Source organism: Phyllobacterium sp. K27 (genome assembly GCF_054796155.1).
In genome coordinates this window covers 2,595,308-2,619,349 of sequence record NZ_CM139240.1, presented here as the reverse complement: position 1 = coordinate 2,619,349, position 24,042 = coordinate 2,595,308, and the positions used below count along the sequence as shown (strand labels likewise).

The 24,042-nt window shown below is 51.8% G+C and carries 26 protein-coding genes and 1 tRNA gene; 13 read left to right on the top strand and 14 right to left on the bottom strand.

Features of this window, described 5'->3' with window-relative positions; translation table 11 throughout:
- Positions 1–88 precede the first annotated feature (88 nt).
- From ACYJL1_RS12830 to ACYJL1_RS12820, 3 genes are all read left to right on the top strand, one after another.
- On the top strand, positions 89–358 hold the full coding sequence (locus ACYJL1_RS12830; RefSeq protein WP_460895739.1) for a hypothetical protein: 270 nt from the start codon (positions 89–91) through the stop codon (positions 356–358).
- A gap of 95 nt (positions 359–453) precedes the next feature.
- Complete coding sequence (locus ACYJL1_RS12825) at positions 454–1,362, top strand: pyocin knob domain-containing protein (RefSeq protein ID WP_460895738.1); 909 nt, start codon at positions 454–456, stop codon at positions 1,360–1,362.
- Positions 1,363–1,364: 2 nt separating this feature from the next.
- Positions 1,365–1,793, top strand: a complete 429-nt coding sequence (locus ACYJL1_RS12820; RefSeq protein WP_460895737.1) for a hypothetical protein — start codon at positions 1,365–1,367, stop codon at positions 1,791–1,793.
- A gap of 190 nt (positions 1,794–1,983) precedes the next feature.
- Here ACYJL1_RS12820 and ACYJL1_RS12815 read toward each other — a convergent pair whose 3' ends face one another.
- Positions 1,984–3,060, bottom strand: coding sequence for a porin (locus tag ACYJL1_RS12815; protein WP_460895736.1), 1,077 nt, complete (start codon positions 3,058–3,060; stop codon positions 1,984–1,986).
- 197 nt (positions 3,061–3,257) lie between these two features.
- Here ACYJL1_RS12815 and ACYJL1_RS12810 point away from each other — a divergent pair, with 197 nt between their 5' ends.
- From ACYJL1_RS12810 to ACYJL1_RS12790, 5 genes are all read left to right on the top strand, one after another.
- On the top strand, positions 3,258–3,902 hold the full coding sequence (locus ACYJL1_RS12810; protein ID WP_460895735.1) for a hypothetical protein: 645 nt from the start codon (positions 3,258–3,260) through the stop codon (positions 3,900–3,902).
- 99 nt (positions 3,903–4,001) lie between these two features.
- Positions 4,002–5,066, top strand: coding sequence for a glycoside hydrolase family 19 protein (locus ACYJL1_RS12805; protein WP_460895734.1), 1,065 nt, complete (start codon positions 4,002–4,004; stop codon positions 5,064–5,066).
- Positions 5,063–5,344 carry a hypothetical protein gene (locus ACYJL1_RS12800; RefSeq protein WP_460895733.1) on the top strand — a complete coding sequence of 94 codons (282 nt, stop codon included), beginning with the start codon at positions 5,063–5,065 and terminating at the stop codon, positions 5,342–5,344. Before ACYJL1_RS12805 ends, ACYJL1_RS12800 begins: the two co-directional genes overlap by 4 nt.
- Positions 5,345–5,440: 96 nt before the next feature.
- The gene (locus ACYJL1_RS12795) at positions 5,441–5,749 is read left to right on the top strand and encodes a hypothetical protein (RefSeq protein WP_460895732.1); all 309 of its coding nucleotides are present in this window, start codon (positions 5,441–5,443) and stop codon (positions 5,747–5,749) included.
- 603 nt (positions 5,750–6,352) lie between these two features.
- Positions 6,353–8,089, top strand: a complete 1,737-nt coding sequence (locus tag ACYJL1_RS12790; protein WP_460895731.1) for a DNA methyltransferase — start codon at positions 6,353–6,355, stop codon at positions 8,087–8,089.
- Between the two features lie 454 nt (positions 8,090–8,543).
- On the opposite strand, the gene ACYJL1_RS12785 is transcribed toward ACYJL1_RS12790, so the two are convergent.
- The 6 genes from ACYJL1_RS12785 to ACYJL1_RS12760 all read right to left on the bottom strand — a co-directional run bounded on the left by ACYJL1_RS12785 (position 8,544) and on the right by ACYJL1_RS12760 (position 11,212).
- Positions 8,544–8,741, bottom strand: a complete 198-nt coding sequence (locus ACYJL1_RS12785) for a hypothetical protein (RefSeq protein WP_460895730.1) — start codon at positions 8,739–8,741, stop codon at positions 8,544–8,546.
- A 276-nt stretch (positions 8,742–9,017) separates the two neighbouring features.
- Positions 9,018–9,329: a DUF982 domain-containing protein gene (locus ACYJL1_RS12780; RefSeq protein WP_460895729.1), complete on the bottom strand. Its 312-nt coding sequence runs from the start codon at positions 9,327–9,329 to the stop codon at positions 9,018–9,020.
- Positions 9,330–9,639: 310 nt separating this feature from the next.
- Positions 9,640–9,774, bottom strand: coding sequence for a hypothetical protein (locus ACYJL1_RS12775; RefSeq protein ID WP_460898036.1), 135 nt, complete (start codon positions 9,772–9,774; stop codon positions 9,640–9,642).
- 37 nt (positions 9,775–9,811) lie between these two features.
- Entirely contained in the window at positions 9,812–10,054 is a 243-nt protein-coding gene (locus ACYJL1_RS12770; RefSeq protein ID WP_460895728.1) for a hypothetical protein, read from the bottom strand.
- Positions 10,051–10,761 (bottom strand): SOS response-associated peptidase, encoded by a 711-nt coding sequence (locus ACYJL1_RS12765; protein WP_460895727.1) that lies wholly within the window; start codon positions 10,759–10,761, stop codon positions 10,051–10,053. Before ACYJL1_RS12765 ends, ACYJL1_RS12770 begins: the two co-directional genes overlap by 4 nt.
- Positions 10,754–11,212, bottom strand: a complete 459-nt coding sequence (locus ACYJL1_RS12760) for a hypothetical protein (RefSeq protein ID WP_460895726.1) — start codon at positions 11,210–11,212, stop codon at positions 10,754–10,756. Before ACYJL1_RS12760 ends, ACYJL1_RS12765 begins: the two co-directional genes overlap by 8 nt.
- Before the next feature lie 671 nt (positions 11,213–11,883).
- On the opposite strand from ACYJL1_RS12760, the gene ACYJL1_RS12755 reads away from it, so the two are divergent.
- Together ACYJL1_RS12755 and ACYJL1_RS12750 are read left to right on the top strand one after the other, a co-directional pair.
- Positions 11,884–11,960: transfer RNA gene (locus ACYJL1_RS12755), tRNA-Pro, on the top strand.
- A gap of 224 nt (positions 11,961–12,184) precedes the next feature.
- Positions 12,185–12,838, top strand: coding sequence for a pentapeptide repeat-containing protein (locus ACYJL1_RS12750; protein WP_460898035.1), 654 nt, complete (start codon positions 12,185–12,187; stop codon positions 12,836–12,838).
- 10 nt (positions 12,839–12,848) lie between these two features.
- Here ACYJL1_RS12750 and ACYJL1_RS12745 read toward each other — a convergent pair whose 3' ends face one another.
- From ACYJL1_RS12745 to ACYJL1_RS12725, 5 genes are all read right to left on the bottom strand, one after another.
- Entirely contained in the window at positions 12,849–13,085 is a 237-nt protein-coding gene (locus tag ACYJL1_RS12745) for a hypothetical protein (RefSeq protein WP_460895725.1), read from the bottom strand.
- Positions 13,086–13,285: 200 nt separating this feature from the next.
- Positions 13,286–14,548, bottom strand: a complete 1,263-nt coding sequence (locus ACYJL1_RS12740; protein WP_460895724.1) for an O-antigen ligase family protein — start codon at positions 14,546–14,548, stop codon at positions 13,286–13,288.
- The gene (locus ACYJL1_RS12735) at positions 14,545–16,086 is read right to left on the bottom strand and encodes an undecaprenyl-phosphate glucose phosphotransferase (RefSeq protein WP_460895723.1); all 1,542 of its coding nucleotides are present in this window, start codon (positions 16,084–16,086) and stop codon (positions 14,545–14,547) included. The genes ACYJL1_RS12740 and ACYJL1_RS12735 overlap by 4 nt, the downstream gene beginning before the upstream one ends.
- A gap of 45 nt (positions 16,087–16,131) precedes the next feature.
- Positions 16,132–17,268, bottom strand: a complete 1,137-nt coding sequence (locus ACYJL1_RS12730; RefSeq protein WP_460895722.1) for a glycosyltransferase family 4 protein — start codon at positions 17,266–17,268, stop codon at positions 16,132–16,134.
- A gap of 8 nt (positions 17,269–17,276) precedes the next feature.
- Positions 17,277–17,798: a polysaccharide biosynthesis/export family protein gene (locus ACYJL1_RS12725; RefSeq protein WP_460898034.1), complete on the bottom strand. Its 522-nt coding sequence runs from the start codon at positions 17,796–17,798 to the stop codon at positions 17,277–17,279.
- A 228-nt stretch (positions 17,799–18,026) separates the two neighbouring features.
- Here ACYJL1_RS12725 and ACYJL1_RS12720 point away from each other — a divergent pair, with 228 nt between their 5' ends.
- Positions 18,027–20,180 (top strand): GumC family protein, encoded by a 2,154-nt coding sequence (locus ACYJL1_RS12720; RefSeq protein WP_460895721.1) that lies wholly within the window; start codon positions 18,027–18,029, stop codon positions 20,178–20,180.
- Here ACYJL1_RS12720 and ACYJL1_RS12715 read toward each other — a convergent pair.
- Positions 20,177–21,307 (bottom strand): GNAT family N-acetyltransferase, encoded by a 1,131-nt coding sequence (locus ACYJL1_RS12715; protein ID WP_460895720.1) that lies wholly within the window; start codon positions 21,305–21,307, stop codon positions 20,177–20,179. The genes ACYJL1_RS12720 and ACYJL1_RS12715 overlap by 4 nt on opposite strands.
- Before the next feature lie 154 nt (positions 21,308–21,461).
- On the opposite strand from ACYJL1_RS12715, the gene ACYJL1_RS12710 reads away from it, so the two are divergent.
- Positions 21,462–22,478, top strand: a complete 1,017-nt coding sequence (locus ACYJL1_RS12710) for a polysaccharide deacetylase family protein (protein WP_460895719.1) — start codon at positions 21,462–21,464, stop codon at positions 22,476–22,478.
- Here the strand turns inward: ACYJL1_RS12710 and ACYJL1_RS12705 are convergent.
- Entirely contained in the window at positions 22,475–22,690 is a 216-nt protein-coding gene (locus tag ACYJL1_RS12705) for a DUF2842 domain-containing protein (protein ID WP_460895718.1), read from the bottom strand. The genes ACYJL1_RS12710 and ACYJL1_RS12705 overlap by 4 nt on opposite strands.
- A gap of 226 nt (positions 22,691–22,916) precedes the next feature.
- Here ACYJL1_RS12705 and ACYJL1_RS12700 point away from each other — a divergent pair, with 226 nt between their 5' ends.
- The gene (locus ACYJL1_RS12700; protein ID WP_460895717.1) at positions 22,917–24,014 is read left to right on the top strand and encodes a COX15/CtaA family protein; all 1,098 of its coding nucleotides are present in this window, start codon (positions 22,917–22,919) and stop codon (positions 24,012–24,014) included.
- Positions 24,015–24,042: the final 28 nt, after the last annotated feature.

The following is a 24,042-nucleotide window of genomic DNA, read 5'->3' as shown; positions in this document are numbered from 1 at the left end:
ACTACACCCCGCCAGCGCGGGAAGGAGAACCTATGTCCGACTCAACCCAACCACAGAACCTGGTGCCTTCGAAGCTATAGCGGAAACAATGACCCCATCCGAACCGGAAATTCAGGCAATCGACCATGCTGAAGAGTTGATGGCGCTCAAAGCATATTATGAGGCCAGAACTGTTGGCCTTCGTGGTGCACTTCGTCGCGAGCAAAAGAAGAATGCTGATCTTGTCGACATGAACAAGCAACTAACTGAACGCTTGGAAGTGGCTGAGAAGGGTGTGGAAGAGGTTCGTGAGGAAATCGCGAAGCTTACCGCATCAAAGCCTTCCGAGGCTGATGGTAAGGCTGGAAAGGCAAACTGATGGCCGAAAATCCTGATGTAACCGGCGGCACCGTATCGGTCACTGCCGGAACAAAGACCGTTACCGGTGTCGGAACATTCTGGACAACCTACGGATTGCTTCCCGGTGATATGTTCGGCAGCGATGGATATCCGCCTGCGCGCATTGATACTGTCAACAGCGATACATCGATCACGCTCAAGGACAACTGGCGTGGCGTGACGCTGACTGCAAGCGCGAATTATTACATTCGCTATCAGGCCGACAGCTCGCGATACTCTGCCCTTCTCGGACAGGTCCGCAAGATGTTGTCTCAGCCCAGCGTTGCGGCACTGTCTGCATTAACCGGCGCTGCAAACAAACTGCCGTTCTTCACCGGCGCTGATACAATGGGCCTGACCGATTTGTCGCCCTTTGCGCGAACCTTGCTGGATGATGCCAGCGCAGCGGCGGCGTACACGACATTAGGTGCTATACCTGACGCCCAGCTACCGGCTGGTGTAAATAGGATTACTTCTGACAACCCGAACGCTAACGCGAACCTTATTCTTGAAAACGGCACGTTTCTTGTTGGCGGTTCGTCGCTTAACATTCCGATAGCCAATTCCGGCTTCATAGTCATGATGCGGCAAACCGCAAATTTTGGTCGGCAAATATACTATCAGCGGGACTCTTCAAGAATTTTTACTCGAAATTGGACAAACGGCACATTTGGTGCTTGGACCGAAATTGGTGGTGGAGTTTTAAGCCAGAATGGTTGGGTGCAATTACCGAGTGGACTGATTATTCAATGGGCTAATCAGGTTGCAATGTCGCAGGCTTCGACGTTGGTTACATATCCTTTACCGACGACTTTTCCAACTGCGGCGGTTATTGCCGTAGGGCAAAATGCTGAATGGGGAACGACAGCGGCGCGCGGTCAAGGATACACAACTTATTCGATAAGCACCACAAATGTAACATTCGCCACCAACGTTACTCCTGCACAGAATTTGAGAACTAATTATATAGCGATTGGGTGGTGATCATGAGCAAATTTGCAAAGATCGATGAAAATGGGTTTGCCATTGCCTTCTATGATGAAGCTTTGCATGGCCTGGATAACATTCCTGCCGATGCTATCGCGATTTCCGAAGGCGAATGGATGGAACTTGTAGAGTACAACGGCCTCCGCAAGTGGCAGAATGGCAAAATCGTTACCTTTGAGCCGCCAGTGCCAGAACCAATCATTCCGGATCGGCTGTCCCGCCGCCAGTTCCGCCTCGCGCTCATTGATGCGGGTTTGCTTGAACAGGTAGAGGCATGGGTTGCCACTCAGGACGTTCGCACTCAGGCAGCCTATGCCGACAGCAGTACGTTTCTGCGCACCGATGAAATGCTCCAGCAGGGTTTTTCGGGTCTCGGCTTTACGGAAGAGCAAGTTGATGAGTTTTTCGTGGGTGCTGCTTCGTTGTAAAGAAAAACGGTGAGCCGTTAAGCCCACCGTTTTTGTCAATGTGATGTGACTGGAGATCTCATCACGACCAGTAGCGCAGTCCTTCTACGCTGCTGAAGACACAATCAAGCATTACGCGAAATTGAGAGAAAGTCAAAAAAAATCAGAGGACCGAAGCCCTCTGATCTTTCAACCTAAATCCAGTAAAGGATTAGAAGTTACGCTGGAAACGTACGATACCTGTGAAAGCATCGTCTCCACCGCTACGATCTTCGTCAAACGAAGCGTAGTTTACTTCTGGTGTGATTACGAAGCCTGGTACGATTTCGTAGTTCACGTTCAAAGCAGCAGCGAATGTGCCCTGTTCTTCGTAAGCAGCCTGTGCGTTGACAGTTGCCTTCTCGGAAACCTTGGCAGACAGACCGCCCCAGATTGCGTAGTCGCCGTTCCATGCACCGTAGTAGTTGTCGACCTTATCGTCAGACTGATAACCACCCATGACGAAACCGGAAACTGTATCTGTGAACTTTACGTCCAAACGCAGCTTGCCAGCGAATTCTTCAACCACTGAGTCGTAGCCACCAACCAGCGAAACTCCGCCCCAAGCCTGTTCGAACTTCACACCAGCAACAACATGCGGCATGTAGTCTTCGATCAGGTGAGAAGAGTCACCCTGGTCCAAACCGACCATAGCAGAGAAACCGTTGCCGCCAGCAAAGGTATAGCTCATCTGGTTTGTACGGCCGCCAGCATAATCGATAACGTCATCAGAGATTACGTTACCAGCTGCATTGGTCCATGTTTCATACTGCGAGTCGGAAACACCCACGCGGAAACCACCGAGTTCGATGAAAGCGTGTGAGATATAACCGCCGTTGCCGTAGTAGCTGTCCAGCTCTTCGCCATCAAACAGGCCATCACGCGAGCTATCATTGCCGCCGTATGCCTTGTGATCGAAGCGAGCTTCGATGTACGAACGCAATGTGCCAAGTTCAGTTTCGCTGCGAGCGTCGAAACGGAGAGCAGCACGTGCCTGCTTTGCCCATGTGTCCAGCTCGTAGCCGTTGTATGGATCGTCGCCAGCAATTGCGTCGTAACGAACGTAACCGCTGATCTTCAAGCAGGTTTCGGTGCCTGGGATGTAGAAGAAGCCAGCGCCGTATGTGTCGCAAACGCGAACGTATTCGACTGGTTCTGGTTCTGCAACAACAACTGCGTCTGCAGCGCGTGCGCCGGATACTGCAACGAGAGCTGCAGCGGAGCCGAGAAGTAGGCTCTTAATGTTCATTTTGACCTCCAGTCAAAGTTTCAACGTAATGTCTTGTGGACCAACACTGTTTAATCCAATTTTATCGGATACAGCAATCACCAAGTCATGTTTGAGTAGCGCTTGATGCCTTGGTGTTGCCATTTTATCACGAAAATGGCCACATTTAACCACTTGTTAACGCCAAGTCCTTGTAATCATTAAGAAACGGTAAAGAAATGACGGAGTTTGACGCTGTTAACAACGGGCTTAAGCCAGTAAAGATGGTGTCAAAAGTTATTGTCAGTGAGGCAGATATCCTTTCCACGAGGCAATTTGTTCAATTAACCGCCAAAGCAACGCGATGGAAAGACCCTGTTCCGGACCCGGCAGAGAATCAGTGTTGCGTGATTGTGAGGATCGATACTGCCACTCATGTCTTTCTTCAGTTTGATGGATTGGTGCAGTTTCCAATCTCGGTGGCAATGGGTGCCATAACGGTAAATCGTGCGCATATTCTCCCATCGACGAATAGACATGGGGAGATAATGACAGCAGCGAAACAGTTCGCTCTGTCAATTACGCCATCTAAGGCCACGACAAAGCCGGATGCGAGTTTGGCGCTTATCAACAAGTTCATCACGATGTGGCGATCACTGGACGAAACCGGCGAGCCAAAATCGTCTTTCGAAATATACAGAATGTTTGCAGCCTCTCCCGAAGCAAACGAATTATTGAAGCAAGTCCGCCAGCAGTTCTCTCCTTATATACATGGAGAGTTTAATCGCTTTCAGCAGATGGACGAATACCTGTCATCCAGACCAGATCGGTTCGCAACCGAATTATCCCTGATCGCTGGCAACAAGCTATGGGCGATTAAATAGCTCTATCGAGGTCACTATGAAGCGTTGACTGGCGAACGTGATTGTTCGCCTTCTGCTGCTGCGCTTCGTGCGCCGCTAATCCACAACAAGGAAATCATCATGAAACTGACAGCAGAAATGCTGCGTCGGATCGCTATGTCGAATCCGAATGCAAATATCGTTGCTCTGATCGTTGATGGGATCAACACCCATGGCGACAGGTTCGGCATCGACCAACCGCACCGGATGGCGCACTACCTCGCCAATGTCGCGCTGGAAAGCGGCGGTTTCACGCGCCAGACCGAGAACCTGAACTATACGAACGCACAGCGCATCTATGATGTGTTCAAAGGCTCCAGAAAGAATCCTCGGTTCAAATCTGTGGCTGATTGTCAGCCCTATGTTCGCAATCCTGAAAAGCTGGCGAACAAGGTCTATGGCAATCGTATGGGTAACACCAAGCCGGGCGACGGCTGGCTCTACCGTGGCAGAACTCCCAAGCAGCTAACGGGCAAGTCTAACTACTCTGCGTTCACCAAATGGGTTCGCGGCATTTTTGCAGACGCGCCGGACTTCGTGGCCGAACCCGATGCGATCACTGAAAACCCATGGAGCTTTCTTGCAACCGTCTGGTTCTGGGATGTAAACGACTGCAACCGCTATGCGGACAGAAATGATCCCGAGAACCTTCGCAGGGTCATCAACGGCGGGCTAAACGGCTATGCCGATGTGTTGGTGTATTATGATCGCGCAGCACTGGTTCTGCTCGGGTATGGCGTCAATGAGCTGGTCCAATTCCAGAAAGACGCCAAGATCGATTACAAGACAGGATCAGGCCCGATTACACGCGGAGCGCTGCACAAGGCCCTCGTTGCGTTGACAGCCAAGCCGGAACAGTCGAGGGCCATTCAAGCGGCTCCAGTGGTTGAAGTAGAGAGGGTTCCCGTCAAACTCGGTAATTCGGAGAAGCCTTGGTATCAATCGAGAGAGGTTGTTGTGCCTATCCTTACTGGTGGCGGCATTACCGGCGCTGGAACGCTTGTAGAGAAGTTCGGCGGCATTCCTTGGCAGAACCTCATTGTTATCGTTGTGGCAGTTGCTGCTGCCGCCATTGGCTATGGCCTGTATGCTCGCCACCAGGATCGACGGAAGCAGCACGCGACGGCGGAGGCAATCAAGTCATGATTGGGCCTCTCAGCTACATCCAGATCGGGGCAGGGGTAGCGCTCGGCGTGCTTCTCGCCTCTGGCCCCGTCTATCTCTACGGCAAACATGAAGGCCGTCAGGAAGTCGCCATCGAGCGATTGCAATCAGACATCAAAGCAGAGCGCGAAAGGATCGATAGCGATGCGAAAGTACAAAACCTCAGTGATTACGACTTTTGTGTTCAGTCTCTTCGTTCTCGCGGGATGCGGGTCGAATCCTGCGAACCCTTGCGCGGGATTCCGAAAAGCAAACCTTAATGCAGCGGCCACGGTCGCAGTTATCCAGCTGGACCGCCCCGGTGCAGAGCGCATCGAAGGCAATGATCAGAATGGCGCAAGACGAGGATGCTGGAAATGACTGACCGGCAGATGATGGGAATGAGCATAGATATGAAAATGAGCTTGGGAAACATCCTCACGATTCTAACGGTAGTTGTGGGTATTACCCTCTCATATGCAGTTATCCGAGAAGGTGTAGACCGCACAAGGATTGATGTTACCAAGCTCGAAACCCGGATTGAGCGGCTGGAAACCCAGAATGGTGACGTTCGGGATCGCATGACCCGTATGGAAGTCACGCTGCAGAACATGGCAATCAATATTGACCGCGTAGCAAGGTATGTGGATAGCACACAAGCCCCGAGGGCCATGGTTCCTAAATAATGGCAGGCAAATCTGACAAATTGCAATTTAAAGCGTGGTGTGATGTCTTGAGATATGAATTGGCAAGGTCAAACTGACGTGCAATCCCAGAAGGAAATAATTTATTGGTCGAAGGCAGAGATGCAAATCTGCCATCGATTTTATCCGAACTATACAATTTTAGCAGCTAAGCTTCCGGGCCGCTCACGTTCTGCAATTCGTGTTCAATGTCGACGGCTGGGCCTTTCCACTTCGAGACATCATTGGACAGACGAGGAGATCAGCCGTTTGCGCCAGCTTTTCCCAAACTCGTCATGGCAGACGCTTCTCGAAGAGTTCCCGTTTGCGACAATGAAGATGATCCAACATATGGCACGTAAGCACGGATTGCGTCGCACGATCGAACAAAATCAAAGATATGCGGGCAATGAGTCTGGATAGCACGCGACGCCGAGCTTTTGCGTGTGTTGGATCGGCTGGAGCGAATAGAGCGTGACCGTAGAACAGCCAGTCCGGGCGGCTGAGTGCGACCGACGGCAGGCAATACATTCTGTACTTCAGTAAAGCTAAGATTATTTATTAACCAATTCGTCGAATACTTTAACGGCTTTCATGGGGGTGGGAATGAACAAGCTTTTCTTCGGCGACAACTTACACGTATTAAGAGAGCGCATCAAAGCGGAAACTGTTGATCTTGTTTATCTTGATCCTCCGTTTAACTCGAACGCGAATTACAATGTCCTCTTCAAGGAAGACGGACGTGGAGAGTCTGAGGCGCAAGCAGAAGCATTTAGAGATACATGGAGCTGGGGTGAGCATGCTGCTGAAGCATATGATGACGTTATGAAATCCTCGGGCGATGTTGCCCTTGCATTGCGGGGGTTGAAATCGTGGATTGGACAAAATGCTATGATGGCGTATTTGGCCATGATGAGCGCTCGATTGATAGAACTTCGCGAAGTTCTCAAACCCACGGGTTCCCTCTATTTACACTGTGACCCCAAAGCCAGCCATTATCTAAAGACTCTGCTCGACTCTATTTTTGGTCCTGAGAATTTCCGTAATGAAGTTATCTGGAAGCGAACATACGCTCACGGTGGTTCGAAGCGCTGGGGTGATGTCCACGACTCGATACTTTTCTACTCCAAAGGCGATGAATTCACGTGGACAAGACCCCTACAAGCGTATTCCGACACCTATGTTGATGGGAAATACAGATATCAAGATGTCAGAGGTAGATATCGTCTTGTCGTTTTGACTGGTCCGGGAACGACAAACGGTGCTTCTGGTCAACTTTGGCGAGGGTATAACCCGACTCTTGCCGGCAGACACTGGGCGGTTCCGAAAAGAGCTCTCCAGGCACTGGAGGAAGAAGGGCATACCATACCAAATGGTTTGCACGAGCAATTGGAACTTTTGTATCAGACCGATTTCATTCGTTTTCCCGAAAAGCGAGACGGAAGTTTGGGTGTTCCAGAGTTCAAGCTTTACCTACCGCACGGTCAACCGGTTCAAGACATCATAACGGATATTCCACCGATTAATTCGCAGGCCAAAGAACGTTTGGGTTACCCAACCCAGAAACCTGTCGCTCTTATGGAACGTATTATTGCAGCATCCTCAAACGAAGGAGATGTTATCTTGGACCCGTTCTGCGGTTGCGGAACAACGATTGAGGCTGCAGAACAGATGAAGCGTAATTGGATAGGAATAGATGTTACTCACTACGCCGTTACTTTAATAGAAGCTCGTCTTCGTTCCAATCACCCAGCTGCGCAGTACACTGTCCACGGCAGACCTACCGATTTGGCCGGAGCTCGCGATCTTGCGCGTCGCGATAAGCACCAATTCCAATGGTGGGCTGCTTGGCGATTGGGCGCGCAAACCTACCGAGAGGAAAAAAAAGGAGCGGACCGGGGAATCGACGGCAACATATTATTCAAAAACGGCCCATACGGAGACGGCAGGATCATCATTTCTGTGAAAGGTGGCGAGAATGTTGGGGCTCTCATGGTGCGCGATCTTAGAGGCGTCATAGAGCGCGAAACTGCAGAGATGGGGATATTGATTTCCTTAGCCGAACCCACATCCGCAATGCTTAGAGAGGCAGCGGATGCCGGATTTATCGAAAAATCTGCACATGGCAGAATTCCTAGAATACAAATCGTCACCATTGAAGATATGTTATTGGGTCGTATGCCGAAAATGCCTCCGCTACCCGTTCCTGAGCGCCCAGTGAAACCAAACCGCAAGCAGAAGAATAAGGATCAATTGGAGCTTTTACTTCCCTTTGCAGGCGAAAAACTTACCCCTATAAAAGGAACAATTATCGACCCGCGCTTTGTCGAACTTGCCGGATGAAACGTTGCGCCGCTCTATCCTTCGGGATGGGGCGGCGCTTTTTTGGTATAACTACTCTGACAATCTCTGCATTAGACAGTACGCAACCTCTTTGACGTAAAAGTCTGTCAGGCTGCCCAGATAAGGAGAACTGTACCCCTTCCAGCATCCGAAGAAATCTTCATTCCAAGGCAGCGTTAGAATGTTGTCGAGATCGAACCGTGTGGCCTGCGGCAATCCAAATCGGTCAAGTGTTTCTGCGTTCTGTACAATTAAATCTAAACGCAAACGTTGAGTAATTTTTAAATGCCGGGTTCCATACGCCACTTTACAAGCGTACTCGCCGCTCGTTTTACCCTTTAAGACTTCTAGAATTAGTGTTGGTCTCAGCTTGAGGCAACCATCGGGCTTGGGGTCACTCTCCGGAAAGAAGCATGTGACGATATCAAACGCCGATGGCTGCGTGACCACCCAATTAGGAGCGACCAATGCCGAAACCGTCGATCTTAACCCACTCTTCGGAATTAATACGAGGCGCAGCCTTCTCACGCATGCGCTTCACAGCCTGTTCGGTCACATCGTCGACGGATTCATATGCTTCCTCAGGATAACGGCGAGCGCTATAGAGGGAGTCGTCCATTGAATGGTCATCCCGCTTTTTTAATGCACTCATTTTTCTACTCCTGTTGGATCATCATCTATATATGAACACTACGCACAAGTTTTCAACGCAACGGAATGAAGATCGTTCCGTTCTTCTTAACAAATGCGAATTGATGAATGATGAACGTAGCCCCCGACTAATGCGTTAAGCACTGTATTTGAATGCGTATCACACATTCTGGCAAGAGCGAAATGACATTTATGTCACACGGCATCACTACAAAGTCTTAAATACCTAAACACTGTGACGAAAATTAGCCTATTCTAATGACTAGGTTTCTACCGTTCAAGCCCCACACCGCATCTTGCCCTTGCGCCACTTCTCCAGCTTGCCTGTTGATACCGGACGGCCTGCAGCCTCGATGTAGATATCAGCTTCCTTGGCAGCTTCTATGAAAGCAGCGCGGGCAGTGTCGGACGATATTTCTCCATCGTAAGCCTTTACAAGCGCGTGCGAAGCAACATCCAGTCGTTCGGTGGAATCTCCCGGCCATTCCCGCAGGATGTACTCTGCCGCCTGGACGATCGACGTGATCACCCGCAATTTGCCGACATGGCGCGTCATCACGGTCACTTCTTTAAAGGGTTGGTCTTCCATGGCGTTTGAAACTCTCCCATTGCGAATTAGTTCCTAACTTGACGCGATCATTGGGTCCCGTTACTCAAATGTGGGGGCAATCATGCAGCAAACCATTTTTCGCATTATCATGGCAGTTATGGCAATCCTCGCGGTCGCAGCACTTTGGCAAATGCAGCAAAACGGAAGATATAGCGCTGGCAGTCTAGGTGGGGACGCGGCATTTATTCTAGACAGCCGGACTGGCACAATCAGGACGTGCATTGCACAAGGGCTATTGATGGAAAATAAGTGCCAGACGTTCAGAGAGATACAAGGAAGGTGATTGGGATCAGACCTTCCCTTCGCCCTTATGCTCTCCACAATACCAGCTAATCCCGTAGCGGCCCGTAAACCCAAAGCTGCCCCACGCCTTGCATCCCGGATGATCGCACCAATGTTCCACAATCTTCTGTGGTGCTTCCATGTGCGTCGGATATTCAGGCTTGAGTGAGGGCGGTATTTCAGACATCGGGTTTCTTCATTAATTTCGATAAATGGATATTGATTGACTGAGCTACACTCACGTCAAGCGCAAGGGACGTGTTGTCAGCCACGTCAATAATTGCGGCAAGCACTTCTGCTTTGCCCCAGCCTGCAAGATGAGCGCCTTCGACTATGGCGAGAACTGCATCTTCCACGGCCATCTGACAATCAATCTCACGCTCTGGATACGGCCCATTCCGTTTGGGAACAACGATCATCATAGCAATCGCGGCTCATCTTCAATCAATGGCTCCGGCGTTGGTATTGGATCAACAGTGGGCTTTTGCTCTTGTGGCAGTACAATCAGGTTTGAATCTGGCAATGGCCGTTGTAGCTGCAATGCTTCCCGTGTTGGACCATTCAGCCAAATGTCAATTTCTTCCGGTGTTCTGAGAATAACTGGCATCGCTTTAGGATGGATCGGCTTAACGACACCATTCGCGTCCGTTGTGAGGAACCCAAAGACCTCCACATCGATCTGACCTTCCTTCGCCTTCCTGATGCCACGCCAAGGCGTCCACAGTCCGGCAAAGCAAAACATTGGCTGATCCTCACTAAGAGCAAACCAATGCAAGGGCAGGCGCTTGGTAACCGGATCGCGCACCTGACCATATTCGGAAAAGCTCGTTGCCGGAACGATGCATCGGCTTTCAGGCCCCAGCCAACGCCGCCAATGCGGTGACTTCACGTTCCTTACGTTTGTCACACCATAATCCACGGTGCCTTTCATCACTGATGGTGGCGTTGGCATGCCCCAACGGAGCATGGAGACTTCCAGCCCGCCGCTTTCATCCTTTCGCGCCACAGGCGCTGGATAGTCTGGATAAATATCGTGGTTGAAATCGGTGATGTTTGTCCGGTTGCCGATCCCGTTGAAGAGATTGCGGACCGCATCGAAACCAGTGGATATTTTATAGAGGTTACACATAGTCTTCCTCGGTCAACGCCTCCAGTGGCGTTTTGTCATGAATCCATCGATTGTAGTTCCGGTCAACTCTGCCCGCCCTGATATCCTCAATCCGCTTCCAGAAGGCATCAGGCTTATTCTTCTTCAACCAGCCAAGATTTTGCGATGATGCATCGGGCGGGTATTCTTCAGGTTCAAGCCCCATGCCGCCGCCTTGGTCGGGCGGTGTGGTGATATACAGCTTATACCACTCTTCAATTCTGTCGGCGGCAGCTTGCTGGCCCAGTTCATAGCCGTTGCCATTCCGCGAGAAGGGCGGATGTCCGACAACAAACCCCCAACTCCAAACATTCTTTCGGTCCGACATGGTAGCTTTATAAATGCGACCGATACCGACGCCGTAAACATAGGCGTAGAAGTCATCCGGTCGCACGATCTTAGCAATGCAGGTAGGTTTCCATCGTATTTTCATTGTGTCCTGCGTCATCATTGAACTTGACGGTTTGGCATTATGTTCTCATTCTGTTCTCATGACAACCACCATTAAAAGATTGGGTCAAGCGGCTCGGCACGGCATGTTTTTGCTCGTGTGCTGCCGCGCTTGCGAAAAGGAGACGACTTTCTTTGCCCGTGATGTTGCCTTGATATGCAACCCTGAGACGCCTTTGGAGCAATTGCCGTTCCGGTGTTCCCGCTGTGATGCAAGGGCAACCGATGTAATGGCATATGAAGTGTGTCGGGACCGATCAAACAAAAAGGTGATGGTCTGGCGACCGGTTGAAATGTGATGGGTGTATTTCGTCTAAGAGGGCCGCGACGAATTATTGGCAGGAATCAAAGCCTGTCAGCTCATTGCAATAGTTGTGGGCATGAAGCCGAAATCGATTCGTCAGCAATATCCAACAGTGCTGATATCCAACGTCTGATCGCTAAACTTAAATGCTCGAAGTGCGGCTCGAAGGACGTTGAGTTGCTGGTTTCGGGCCGATGACGGCGGAACATCCGAAGAACATCCGTGGGATTCTTCGTGGGACTTTTGGTGCGAATCATTACCACGACGTGCTTTTGTGTGCAGTTTGTTCCATTTCTTCAATTTTGCCTATTGCTATAGAATGCCCAGTATTCTAGGGGTTTCCGCAATGGCGGAGTGTAGCGCAGCCCGGTAGCGCACTTGACTGGGGGTCAAGGGGTCGTCGGTTCGAATCCGGCCACTCCGACCATTTTCTGTAGGAACTGCAAAGAGTTAAGGTAATTCCAGATCGTGAGAAGGTCCGGCACTGGTTGCTCGGCCTTTTTTGCCATTGGCACTGTTATTCTGCCACGCACAGAGCTACTAAAATAGAATGACTGGCTAAAACAGGTCATGGGAGCGATTGAAATGCGTGTTCTTGTCACCAATCTGCGGATTACGCGCCATTTTTTGGCAACGCTTGCCGTCTTGACGATGCTGGGCGGCAACGCCATTGCCGCGCAATGTGGAAGCATGGCGAAGCCCGGCCTTGACTGGAGCGAATGCAATAAACGCAGCATCATCATTCCTGGAAGCAATCTTGAGGGTGCAAACCTTTCGGGAACCGATTTTAGCAGCACTGATCTGAGCACGGCCAATGTGAATGCTGCCAATTTTGAAAAGGCCACGCTGATACGTGCCTCGCTTGCCGATGCACTTGCTACGAAAACCAACTTCAATCGTATTGAAGCCTATCGTTCGAATTTCACCAAGCTTTCCGCTGCCAATGCCACGTTTGTCAATTCGGAGTTGCAGCGTGCAAATTTCACGCAAGCGGATTTATCATCGGCCAATCTGGCCAAGGCCGAGCTTGGGCGCGCCATTTTCCAGAAAGCCAATCTTTCAGGTGTCAATTTCGCTCTGGCCAATCTTTCTCGCGCTGACCTGACGGGGGCGACGACCGAAGGAACGCTAAACTTCGATAAAGCATTCATGTTTCGTACCCGAATAGAAGGGCTGGATCTTTCATCGTCCAAGGGGCTGCAGCAGATGCAGCTTGATCTGGCATGCGGTGACAGCGCGACCAAGCTGCCACAAGGGCTGACCGCACCGGCCGACTGGCCTTGCCCACCCGATCAACCCGACTAGGAACGCAGCTTCACAGACGTGAGTTTTTACGTCTGATAAGAATTGCATCTACAGCGAAATTCGCAATGGCTTCAGCATCGCGATTGCCGATAATGAAGGCTGCACGAACAAACCGGATCAATGAGGTCCGCTCATGTTTGGTTTCATCGGTAATACCAAGTTTCGCGGTGGCGATATCCAGCGCCCGCTGCATGAGTTCCCCATCAGACTTTGTATAGTTCGGGTTACTCTCTTTCAAGAAACTCAAGTATCAATTCCATCCTGTTTTTGTTTTTGGATGTTGTTTTTGGGACTGTAGTTCTCGCTTTGAAGTCGTTCAGACTTTTAGAAAAGCGATGAGTATAGCGGGAAAAATATCATTGGGATTTGACTTGTTCAATTCCGGAAAACGACAGCAGCACTATGAAAAGCGCTGGCGCCAATATCGGGACGCTACGTTACTTTCTTCTAATGCGGCGTCAGAGCTGCTGCCGCTTTTTGGGGTTTATTGGCGATTTCAAGCGCAACGCATCCCCATATGATTCCGACCAACAAATAAAAGTGACGCCAATGGTCTGTGTCGATAACGTTTCCCACCACCACATGCGTGACGTAAGCGAGATAGGCGCACAGGAGATAGGGCTGCCAGGCTCTGTCACGGAAAAGAATACGTAACCCAAGCCCCAAAGTGAGCATGGTTAGCGTCAAATAGCTGGCAAAGCCGATCCAACCATAATCCAGCAAAGCTTTGAGCCAGATATTGTGGGTGTCTTCGCCATAGATCGGGCCAAACTCCAACGGCCCTATACCGAACGGATGATCGATGGATAGCAGCAGCCCGTACCAATGCCGGGCAAAGCGACCAAACTGCGCATCATCATAATCCTGAACCAGTTGTGCTCTTGCATTGAAGAGTTCTGCCACGCTGGGAACTTGCAATGCGATGACGATGGCGATCAATGCCAAAGCAACTGCCACAATTGCCATGACGATAATTCTCAGGCGGAACAAGGGACTGGGATTGCGCATGAACAGCAGTAGCGCCATTCCAATAATAATGAGCAGCGCCATGCCCCAAGCTGCACGTGAAAATGAGAGAAAGATCGCCAAGGTCAAAATGAGGATGGGTACAAGACGCAAGGGCAGGGCGCGCAGGCTCCCCGCCAATATGCCGTGTAACAACCAGGCAAAGGGCAGCATGAGAAAAGGCCCGAAAACATTGGGGTCCTGAAAAGCACCCATCGCCCGCCCGTAGCGGGTGAATAGTTCCGATCCGGGAATAATGCTGAAATAGCCGAGAATGCCAAGCAGCGAGGTGCATATGGCTGCGAGCACATAGCCGCCAAAGATGATCCTCAGCACACGGTAGTCATTGCTGACAATGGCAGCGATAAACACTGCGGTCAGGGAAAGAAATAGGGATACAGCCAGATACATGGGCGCGCTCTTCAGATCGGACATCTGTCCCATCGAGATAACACCGCCAATGTTGAAGATAACCAGTATGGCGAGCAACGCGCTGCTCATCTTCGAGAGTCTCAAGCCGAACAGAGCCCAGATCGCAATCAGGCCAGCCATGTAAAGTTCGTAGGGAGCAGGTTCATCAATGACGAAACCGCTCAAGAATACACCAAAACCCACTGCAAAATTTGAGACAAGCCTGATCAGCGCGCGGTTTTTGGTGGCGCGATCAATCTCGCCTGGCAAGGCTCCATGGGCGACAGTACTCAATAGGCATTGTCCGTGTTCAGCAGGCGTATTGGTGTAAGAAACAGAATTTTTAGATCAAGCCAAAGCGACCAGTTTTCAATGTAATAGAGATCGAATTCCGTTCGCATCTTGATCTTGTCATCAGAATCGATTTCACCGCGCCAGCCATTAATTTGTGCCCATCCTGTCACGCCTGGCTTTACCCGGTGCCGGGCGAAGTATCCATCGACAACATCATTGTAGAGAAGATTGTGCGAGTGGGCTGCTATGGCATGGGGGCGAGGGCCGACAAGCGACAGAGTACCCATTAGCGAGTTGAAGAATTGGGGCAGTTCGTCAATGGAGGTCTTGCGTATGAAACGCCCCACACGGGTTACGCGCGGGTCATTCTTGACAACCGCATTTCGCGCCGTCGGGTCACACATTTCCGTGTACATGGAACGGAATTTCCAAACCTCGATAATCTCATTGTTGAAACCATGACGCTGCTGTTTGAAGATGACGGATCCTTTGCTTTCCAACCTGATCGCAAGGGCTGTCGCCAGCATGATGGGGCTGAAAACAAGAATGCCGAAAAGGCTGAAGAAGATGTCGAACGCGCGTTTGGCGACAGAGTCCCAATCATTGATCGGCTTGTCGAACAGGTCGATCATGGCGACAGAGCCGATATAGGAGTAGGCGCGCGGGCGAAATTGCAGATGATTATTGTGGGCTGACAGCCTGATGTCGACGGGCAGCACCCAGAGTTTCTTCAAAAGCGAAAGCACGCGCTCTTCAGCTGTTATCGGCAGGCAAACAATAAGCATGTCGATATGGGCTATACGCGCAAATTCGATCAGCTCTGAAATATTGCCAAGCTTGGGATAACCGGCGACGACTGGCGGCGAGCGTTTTGCATCGCGATCGTCAAAGACACCGCAGATACGAATATCATTGTATGGCTGCTGCTCAATGGAACGGATAAGATCTTCGGCAGGTTTGCCACCACCGACCAGAACGGCGCGCCGTTCCATCTTGCCATTACGCGCCCAGCGGCGGATCAGCCGCGACATGATCAGCCGAAAAACAACAAACAACACCAGTGCGGAAAGGAACCAAACGCCAAACCAGACACGCGAATAGTCTTCGGACATTTTCAGGAAAAACGCTGCCAGCGACATCATCGCGAAAACGCCGGACCATGTGAGGACAAGCCGCCCGAACTTGCTGAAAGGGTCGCGCATCGTGGCCAGCTGGTAGCTATCAGTCAGTTCCAGCATGAAAACGATCACGGTTGCCGTTACCGCAACCGCCAGCAAATAATGCAGAAAAAAACTCGGCGATGCGCCGACGTAGAATATATAGACGGCGATGCCTGTGATGGCGACGATCATGAACTCAATGATCCGCATGATTCCGCTGATCATGACCGGCGAGTTCGTCGACTGCGCATATTGCGATGCAATCGTATAGGCAACAGGGCTCAGGCTGCTTTTCACCGCAGACGATTTGTCAGTATCCGGCGGCAGATTGCGAACGGATTCACGTGTAAGTTTCGGCTTGGGGTTATTATCTCTCATAATACTACCTTAGGTAGCATATAGGCACTAAGAAAGGTTTGATAATTAGCGGCCAAGTGAGATGAAATATTCGGATTCCAGTCGGGCGGCCATGCTTGTGGCGCTGAAGCTTTGTTTCAGGTCGTCCATGTCTGGCAGGCATGTTCGATAGGCGGCAACATCGTCAATTGCCGTTGCCATTTTCTGCGCAAGATCGGTTGCCTCGGGCCGTACCAGTGCGAGTGATTGATCACCAAGAATTTCCGGAATTCCGCCGACCCGGCTTGCTATCAAAGGCTTTCCGGCTGCCAATGCCTCCAGAACGATATAAGGCAAGGCTTCAGCGCGCGAAGGCACCACCACAATCTTTCCAAGAGGAAAAGCACCCCGAGCCTTCATGGGAGGTAAAAACTCTATGTCGGCCTGCTGTTGTGCATCCTTGGCTTGTTTGACAAGCATTGCGCGGTCTTTGCCTTCGCCCACAATCACAGCCGTCAGTTTCCGAGTGCTTGCCGCGCTTGCCCTTGCCAGAGCTTCAATGAAAATATCAGGCCCCTTCAATATCCGCAGTTCACCAATGAACAGAAAGTCAGCGGCGTTGTCATTGTCCACGACCGGATCAAACTCTTCTGCCGACAGTCCATTGTGGATCAGGGCGCTTGCACAATGCGGTTCTCCAACTTTTCGCACATAGGTCTCGCGCTCGAACTGCGAGACGAAAATGATGCGATCCGTCATGCGCTCCATTAGCCTTTCAATCCGAAAGATCAGCTTTCCCGAAAGTTTCGTGGGATCGTAATGGAGACTACCGCCATGCGGCGAATAAAAACGGGCAACGCCAACACCAGATACCCGCAACAGTGAGCCAAAAACTCTTGCATAGGTGCCGCCTTTCGCACCGTGCCCATGCAGAATCTCGGGCTTCAATTTCTTGATTGTCTTGTATGTCTGAAATGCCGCGATGGCATCCCTTGGCCCAATCTGCCTTTGCATCGCAATACGTGTCAGCCCCAGAGCCAGCTTGTCACCAAGTTCGGCGAGAAGTTGTTCTTCAAGCGCGCTTCCAATTGTTGCGTCGCAGATAACGCCAACTTGATGGCCTGCTGCATTTTGTGCGGAAACCAGATCACGCACATGGCGAAACACGCCACCTACGGGAGCGCGAAAGCAGTGAACGATACGAAGTGACCGGCTGGCCTTCATGTCCGGGATCAGAAAAAGCGTTCGCGCACGTAGATCGTGTCGCCGGGCAATACCTGATCGGAAATAGTCACGCGCCCGGTCAGGCTTTCACCATTGAATTGCCGCGTAATATCCACATCGCTTTGATTGGCGCGGGCGCTAAATCCGCCTGCCGCAGCAATCGCCTTCTGTGCGGTCATGCCGGGAACATAGGAATATTGGCCGGCAGCCCCCACTTCCCCCATGATGAAGATGGGCCGGTAACGGTCGATCTCGACGGCAACGTCCGGATCGCGCAGATAGCCCTGCTTGAGCTTGGCTGCCACGGCTGCCTCGATCTGCTGGATGGTCTTGCCGCGCGCAGGCACGCTGCCAATCAGCGGAATGGAAATATAACCGGCCTGATCAACGCTATAGGTGTTGGTAATACCTTCCTGTTCAAAAACCGTCAGGCGGATGCGATCGCCAGCATCAAGCATATAGGGCTTGTTGATTGCCTCGTTGAATGCTGGCGGCGCAGGGCGGTAACTGGCGCAGCCGCCAAGCGTCATGCAGATAACGCCGATAGACACCAGAAATATCTGCTTGCTGAACACGGTTCGGACCCTAACTTGGCAATGCGCTTGTCGATTCTCTGGATGCATTATCAATTCATTAGGGTTAATGGCTGGTAAAAGCCGCTCGACATAGGCTTGAGGCGCATGCGGTCTTTTTAGGTGTCTTAACTTGGTGGTTACCATAAGTCTTTACTCTTAAGGCATATGGTGTGGGGTGATCGGATGGCTCAGGCCCAATCTACAGGCAATGATGTAGACATTGATATGGGTGCGCTGTTTGCCAGTCTCTGGCAAAACAAGCGTCGCATCATCTTTGGTACATTGCTGATCACCGTTCTGACCTTCATTGCCCTGTCCATGGTTTCGCCCAAATATCGCGCTGAAACGCGCATTCTCATCGAAGCCCGTGAATCGGTGTTCACGCGTCCTTCCAACCAGCAAACGGATGATCGTCCTGTGGTTGATCAGGAGGCGATCAAAAGCCAGGTTGAACTGATCGGTTCATCCGATGTCTTGCGCAATGTCATCACCAAGCTTGATCTTGCAAAGAACGCCGAGCTGACAGCAGACGCCGAACCTTCAGCGCTGTCCAAGCTTCTGGGTACCATAGGCCTTGGACGCGATATAAGCGAGGAAACCCGCACAGATTATATTCTCAAGGCACTGCGTGACCGTCTGCTTGTCTATAGTGTGCAGGAGTCCCGCGTTATCGTGGTGCAGTTCTCGTCGAAAGATGCGGAGCTTTCTGCCTCCGTCGCCAACGCCATTGCCGATGAATATATGGCCATGCAGCAGGCGGCGAAATCCGAGATTAATACGGATGCCACAGGCTGGCTTCAGCCCGAGATTGCCGATCTCAGCAAACGGGTCAAGGATGCGGAGGCGAAAGTTGCCGCCTATCGCAGTTCGTCCGATCTGCTGATCGGCCAGAATAATGCGGTGCTGGCGACCCAGCAGCTTTCGGAACTGTCCAGTGAACTGTCACGTGTTCGCGCCAACAGGGCCGCAAGTGAGGCGCGTGCCGCAAGCGTGCGGGCAGCCCTGCAAAGCGGCGCACAGGCGGAAACCCTGCCGGATGTCATCGCTTCGCCCCTGATCCAGCGGCTGCGCGAACGGCAGGTGCAGCTCAACAACGATATCGCCGACCTGTCGGCCTCTCTGCTCAGCGGGCATCCGAGGATCAAGGCATTGCGCTCGCAGCTTGCCGATTTGAACAACCAGATACGGCTTGAAGCGCGCAAGGTCCTCGCAAGCCTTGAAAATGAAGCGGAAACGGCACGCTTGCGTGAAGCGGAGCTGAACCGTTCGCTGAACCAGCTCAAGGCGCAATCATCGCGGGCCGGTGAAGAAGAAGTAGAGCTGCGGGCGCTGGAACGTGAAGCCACGGCGCAGCGCCAACTGCTGGAATCCTATCTCACACGGTATCGGGAAGCCTCGTCGCGTACAGACCGGGGTTATATGCCTGCTGATGCGCGCATTTTTTCCCGTGCGGATCGCCCCATCGAGCCTTATTTCCCCAAGAAGGTTCCAATGACGCTCGCAGCTTTTGTGGCTTCATTGCTGATATTGAGCATTGGTACGCTTCTCCACGCCTTGTTCAGCGGTCGGGCATTGCGGCCTGCATCGGATTCTTATTTCATCCCGGCGCAACCGATCGTTCAACCTGCCGCCATGCCAGAGCTTGTCAATGAGCCTGTACAGCCAGTTGCTGCTCCACCAGCCGAGGAAGAAACCCGGGCTGAACCTGATAATTTTTCCCCGTCACCTGTTCCGACCGATCATACTGGTATCGCCAATGTCGCTGACCGGCTCATGGCAAGTGGCGCGGCGAGGGCAGTTGTCGTCTCTCCGGAGGGTGATGAAGCGTCCGCTTTGACGATCCTGCTGGTCCGTGAGCTGGCGGATAGGGGCGTGCGGGTCATTCTCGTCGATATGACCGGCTCACCAGAGATCGGGCGCGCGATGCTTGATGACGGCAATTTGCCCGGTATTACTGATCTGCTTGTATCGGAAAAACATTTCAGCGAGGTTATCCATCTCGATCATTACTCGCAGGCTGAAGTCATTCCACTGGGAAATCACGACCCTGTAAAGGCCATGCAGTCGGCCGGGCGTCTGCCCATGATTTTGACCGCCTTGCAGTCCGCCTATGATCTGGTCGTGGTCGATAGCGGTCCGGCAACAGTCGCCGAGTTGAGGCATTTGATGGTTGAGGGCACAGAGCTTATTCTTGGTGTTGTCAACCCGGATGATCCGGACGTGGCTGTCACGGTGAGGGCCGTTTTCGAAGCCCGCTTCCTTGAGCCAAATCTGTTGACGCCTTTTGAAGCGGATGCGTTGCGGCTGGATGCTGGCAAGCTCGTGCGCCGGGCTTAGCGAGCGCCGCGCATGATTGAGCGAAGTTTTTTCACCTTCGACCAGACAAATTCATTCTTCTTGATCGTGCGCACCAGCTTGCGGCGGACACGAAGCCATGCCTCATAAATCCGGCCCTTCGCTGTCAGACTAATATCGGTATCATAGGTCGGTCGTTCGATATCACACCAGCTGCGTTTATAGGGCTCGTCGCCTATACCGAAACTATAGACCTTAAGATCGGTTTCGCAGCTTGCGGCAATATCCTCGAAGAATAGAAATTCGCCCGGACTTGCACTGACCAGATCATCCTCCGTAATGCCGACAAAATCGATAAAGGTCTGGCGTGCAGCATAAGACTTTCCCAGAACTGCCCGGTACTGCCCCGCGACTTCCAACGCTTTGAGTTGAAAGCGATGCGATGCGCCGACAACTTCTTCTGCAAAAAGTCTTTTGAAGAAATCTTTTACGCCCGCCGGATCATAGGTGTTTTTAATCCCCGCCTTTGCCAATCGTGTTGCTTTGCATTCGAAATAAGTGTCGAGCATTGCATTTGTCTCTACCGGCGTAGTCGCGGTTATGATTTCAAAACCGCCTGCATCTTCAAAACGGCGCATATTGTGCCTGTGCTTTTTCTTTTTTCGCTTCGAATTGCTCCTAGCGAGAACCATCTCGAAATTCCCATCCAGCGTGACACCGAGACTTACATTTGCGTTTACCCGGCTTGGCATTTGCAGGAGGGGATTTGAAATACCACCAAGTTCACCCATCTGGCGGGTCAGAGACACGAGATCAATGTCAGGCCGTGCACGGTGCAGGGCATCAAAAAGCAAGCGAAGCGCTTCCGCAGATATGCTTTGACCCATTGCAACTGCCGGGAAATTACAGTTCGCATGGGGGCCGCCCGCGTAGATCGCGATGCGCAGCGGCCCGGTCCGTTGGATTTCCAGCGGCAGCATAAGGACCGGCTGCTCCTTGGAGTAAAGCGCTGCGACGAGACAATCGTCATTGACCAGAGACTGCCATAGCGCATGCCACCGTGCCGTTTGCGAGGCTCCTGAAATGAAATCCGCGCCCAGTCCATCCCAGGCAGCCTGAATATCATGGGAATCGACGAGTATTTTCGTTTCAAGCTGCCGATTGTCCATTCTTGCGTTCCACAAAAAGAAAATTTACGAGGTATTTGATATATCTTCAGCATTCACTGTGCTCTATTTGAGCAATAACTATCCGGTTGCTTCTACATAAAGTAAAATTGGTGAAGGAATGGTCCACGCGGCCGATTTAATACGTAAGGCCGTGATGAGGCTTGCCTGGCATAGCGGCTTCGCATCGCGAGCCCGTGCGCGCCTTGGCGGCCTCGGCTCGATTATCATGTTGCACAGGGTTCGCCCGGACTGCACAAGTCCGCTCGGCGTCAACCGTTCGCTCTGCATCTCGCCAGCGTTTCTCGATACAATATTGACTTCGCTAAAGTCAGAAGATGTCGATCTGGTTTCAATGGATGAGGCCGTTGCCCGCATTGCATCCGGGTCGCAGGGCGGACGCCGCTTTGCGGCGATCACGCTTGACGATGGATATAATGACAACCTCCATCATGCCTATCCGGTTTTTCAGAAGCACCGTGCGCCATTTACCATTTATACGGCGCCGGGTCTTGTGGAAGGCGCGACTGTTTTGTGGTGGGAGGTGTTGGAACTACTGGTTGCCAAGGCAAACTTTATCAAAGCGCCCAATGGTCAGGAATGGCGTTGCACGACGATGTTCCAGAAGCGCGCAGCGTTCCACGCCCTTATGCGCTATTTCACTGAAACATTGACCGAACTCCAGCAAATGCCTGTATTGCGGGAAATGTGTGACGCGCAGAATATGCTTTGCGGGGTTGCTGCGGATCGCGATGTCATGAACTGGAAGGAACTGCGTCAGATTGCCAGCGATCCGCTATGCACCATCGGCGCACATACCGTTCATCACTACAACCTCAAGAGACTTGCCCCTGAAATAGTTTCTTTCGAGATGCGGCAATCAGCTGATATGCTGGAAGACAAGTTGGGCAAACGACCGCAGCATTTCGCCTATCCTTATGGCTCGGCGAAAGCCGCGGGTGAGCGAGAAGCACTACAGGCAGCAAAGGAAGGTTTTCTTTCGGCAGTGACGACCCGCCACGGCACTATTCAGGCCGAACATCGTGCCCATATGCACTCATTGCCGCGCATTTCCATCAATGGTCGGTTTCAGGAACTGGTTTACGCCAGAACCATGATGAGCGGTATCACCACGCCTATCGCCAATGCGGGCAGGCGTGTTGTTCAGACTTAAACCTTGTTCTTGGGCGCTTTTTCCATCCAGCTAATGATGAACATGGCCGGGACCACCCATAATATGCCCGTACCGAAGAAGTAGAGCAGATGGATCCACGGGCTGGCATTGCCTAAAAGCGCCACGGCAAAAATCGTCGCGACTATGGCGTAGACACAGACCAGCGCTACCAGAAAAAATGTTCCGATGAGTTTTTTCAGCCTTACGGGCATATTGCCATCCAATTGAGCAATAGAGCAATTCCAGCAAATGTGTGAAGCGGTTTTGCATCCGGGATTGCGTTAAAAAACGCTCTGGGCTTGATCTATCTGTTTAATCTCTATCCGAAAAGCGAAAAAACCCTTTGCGTCCCATAAACGCGACTGCTTGTCGCGTAAGCGCCGCTTGTCATACACCGCAAGATGCTTCACCTATCCGCTCTGTACAGGAGTGTTTTGCATGGCCGCCCATATTACGTCCGAAGACGCACTCGTCTCGGTGCAGGATAGTGAAGCCAGAAACCGCCATTATATCCGCATCTGGTTGTATGTGGTGCTGGTGGTGCTCGCAGCCATCGTGTTTGTAGGCGGTGCCACCCGTATGACGGGCTCTGGCCTGTCAATCACCGAATGGAAGCCAATCCACGGCATTATTCCGCCCTTTGGCTATGACCAATGGATGGAAGAGTTTGATAAATACAGGCAGATTCCCCAATATCAGCAGTTGAACAAGGGCATGAGCCTCTTTGAGTTCAAGCAGATATTCTGGTGGGAGTGGTCCCATCGTTTCCTTGCCCGTGGTGTAGGTTTCCTCGTTGCTCTGCCTTTGGCATTCTTCTGGCTCACAGGTCGGCTTGAGCGGCGTCTCAGATGGCCCATGATTGGCATTTTGGCGCTTGGCGGCCTGCAAGGTGCCGTTGGCTGGTGGATGGTCGCCTCTGGACTTTCGGTTCGTGTTGATGTCAGCCAGTATCGCCTCGCCACGCATTTGACTTTGGCCTGCATCATTTTTGCGGCCGTCATGTATGTGGCAAGAGGCTTGGCAATCTATACGGAAAAACCGGCAGACCGCGCAATTCAGCGCTTTTCCGGCTGGATGGTCCTTCTTGTGCTCGTCCAGATTTATCTCGGCGCTCTGGTGGCCGGCCTTGATGCGGGATTATCCTATAATACCTGGCCTCTGATGGATGGCGCGATCATCCCGGGTGATATGTTCCCGATCCAGCCCATCTGGCACAATTTCTTCGAAAACCCGAAGACCGTGCAATTCGTCCATCGCATCTTTGCTTATTTCGTCTTTGCGATGGCGATCTGGCATGCGATCTCGACTATGCGCCTTGCTCCAGATACAACCCATGCTCGCCGTGCCGTTTTCCTCGCGCTGCTGGTTGCAGCGCAGGCCGCAATCGGTATCACCACGCTGCTCATGCAGGTGCCGATCGGGCTTGGATTGCTCCATCAGATTTTCGCAATTGTGCTGCTTGGTTTTGCTGTGGCCCATTGGCGCGCCACAAAAGGCGCATATCCGCTTGAAACAAAGATTGTGCCGGGAAACTGACTGTTCTTGGTGAGAGACTCGGTTTAAT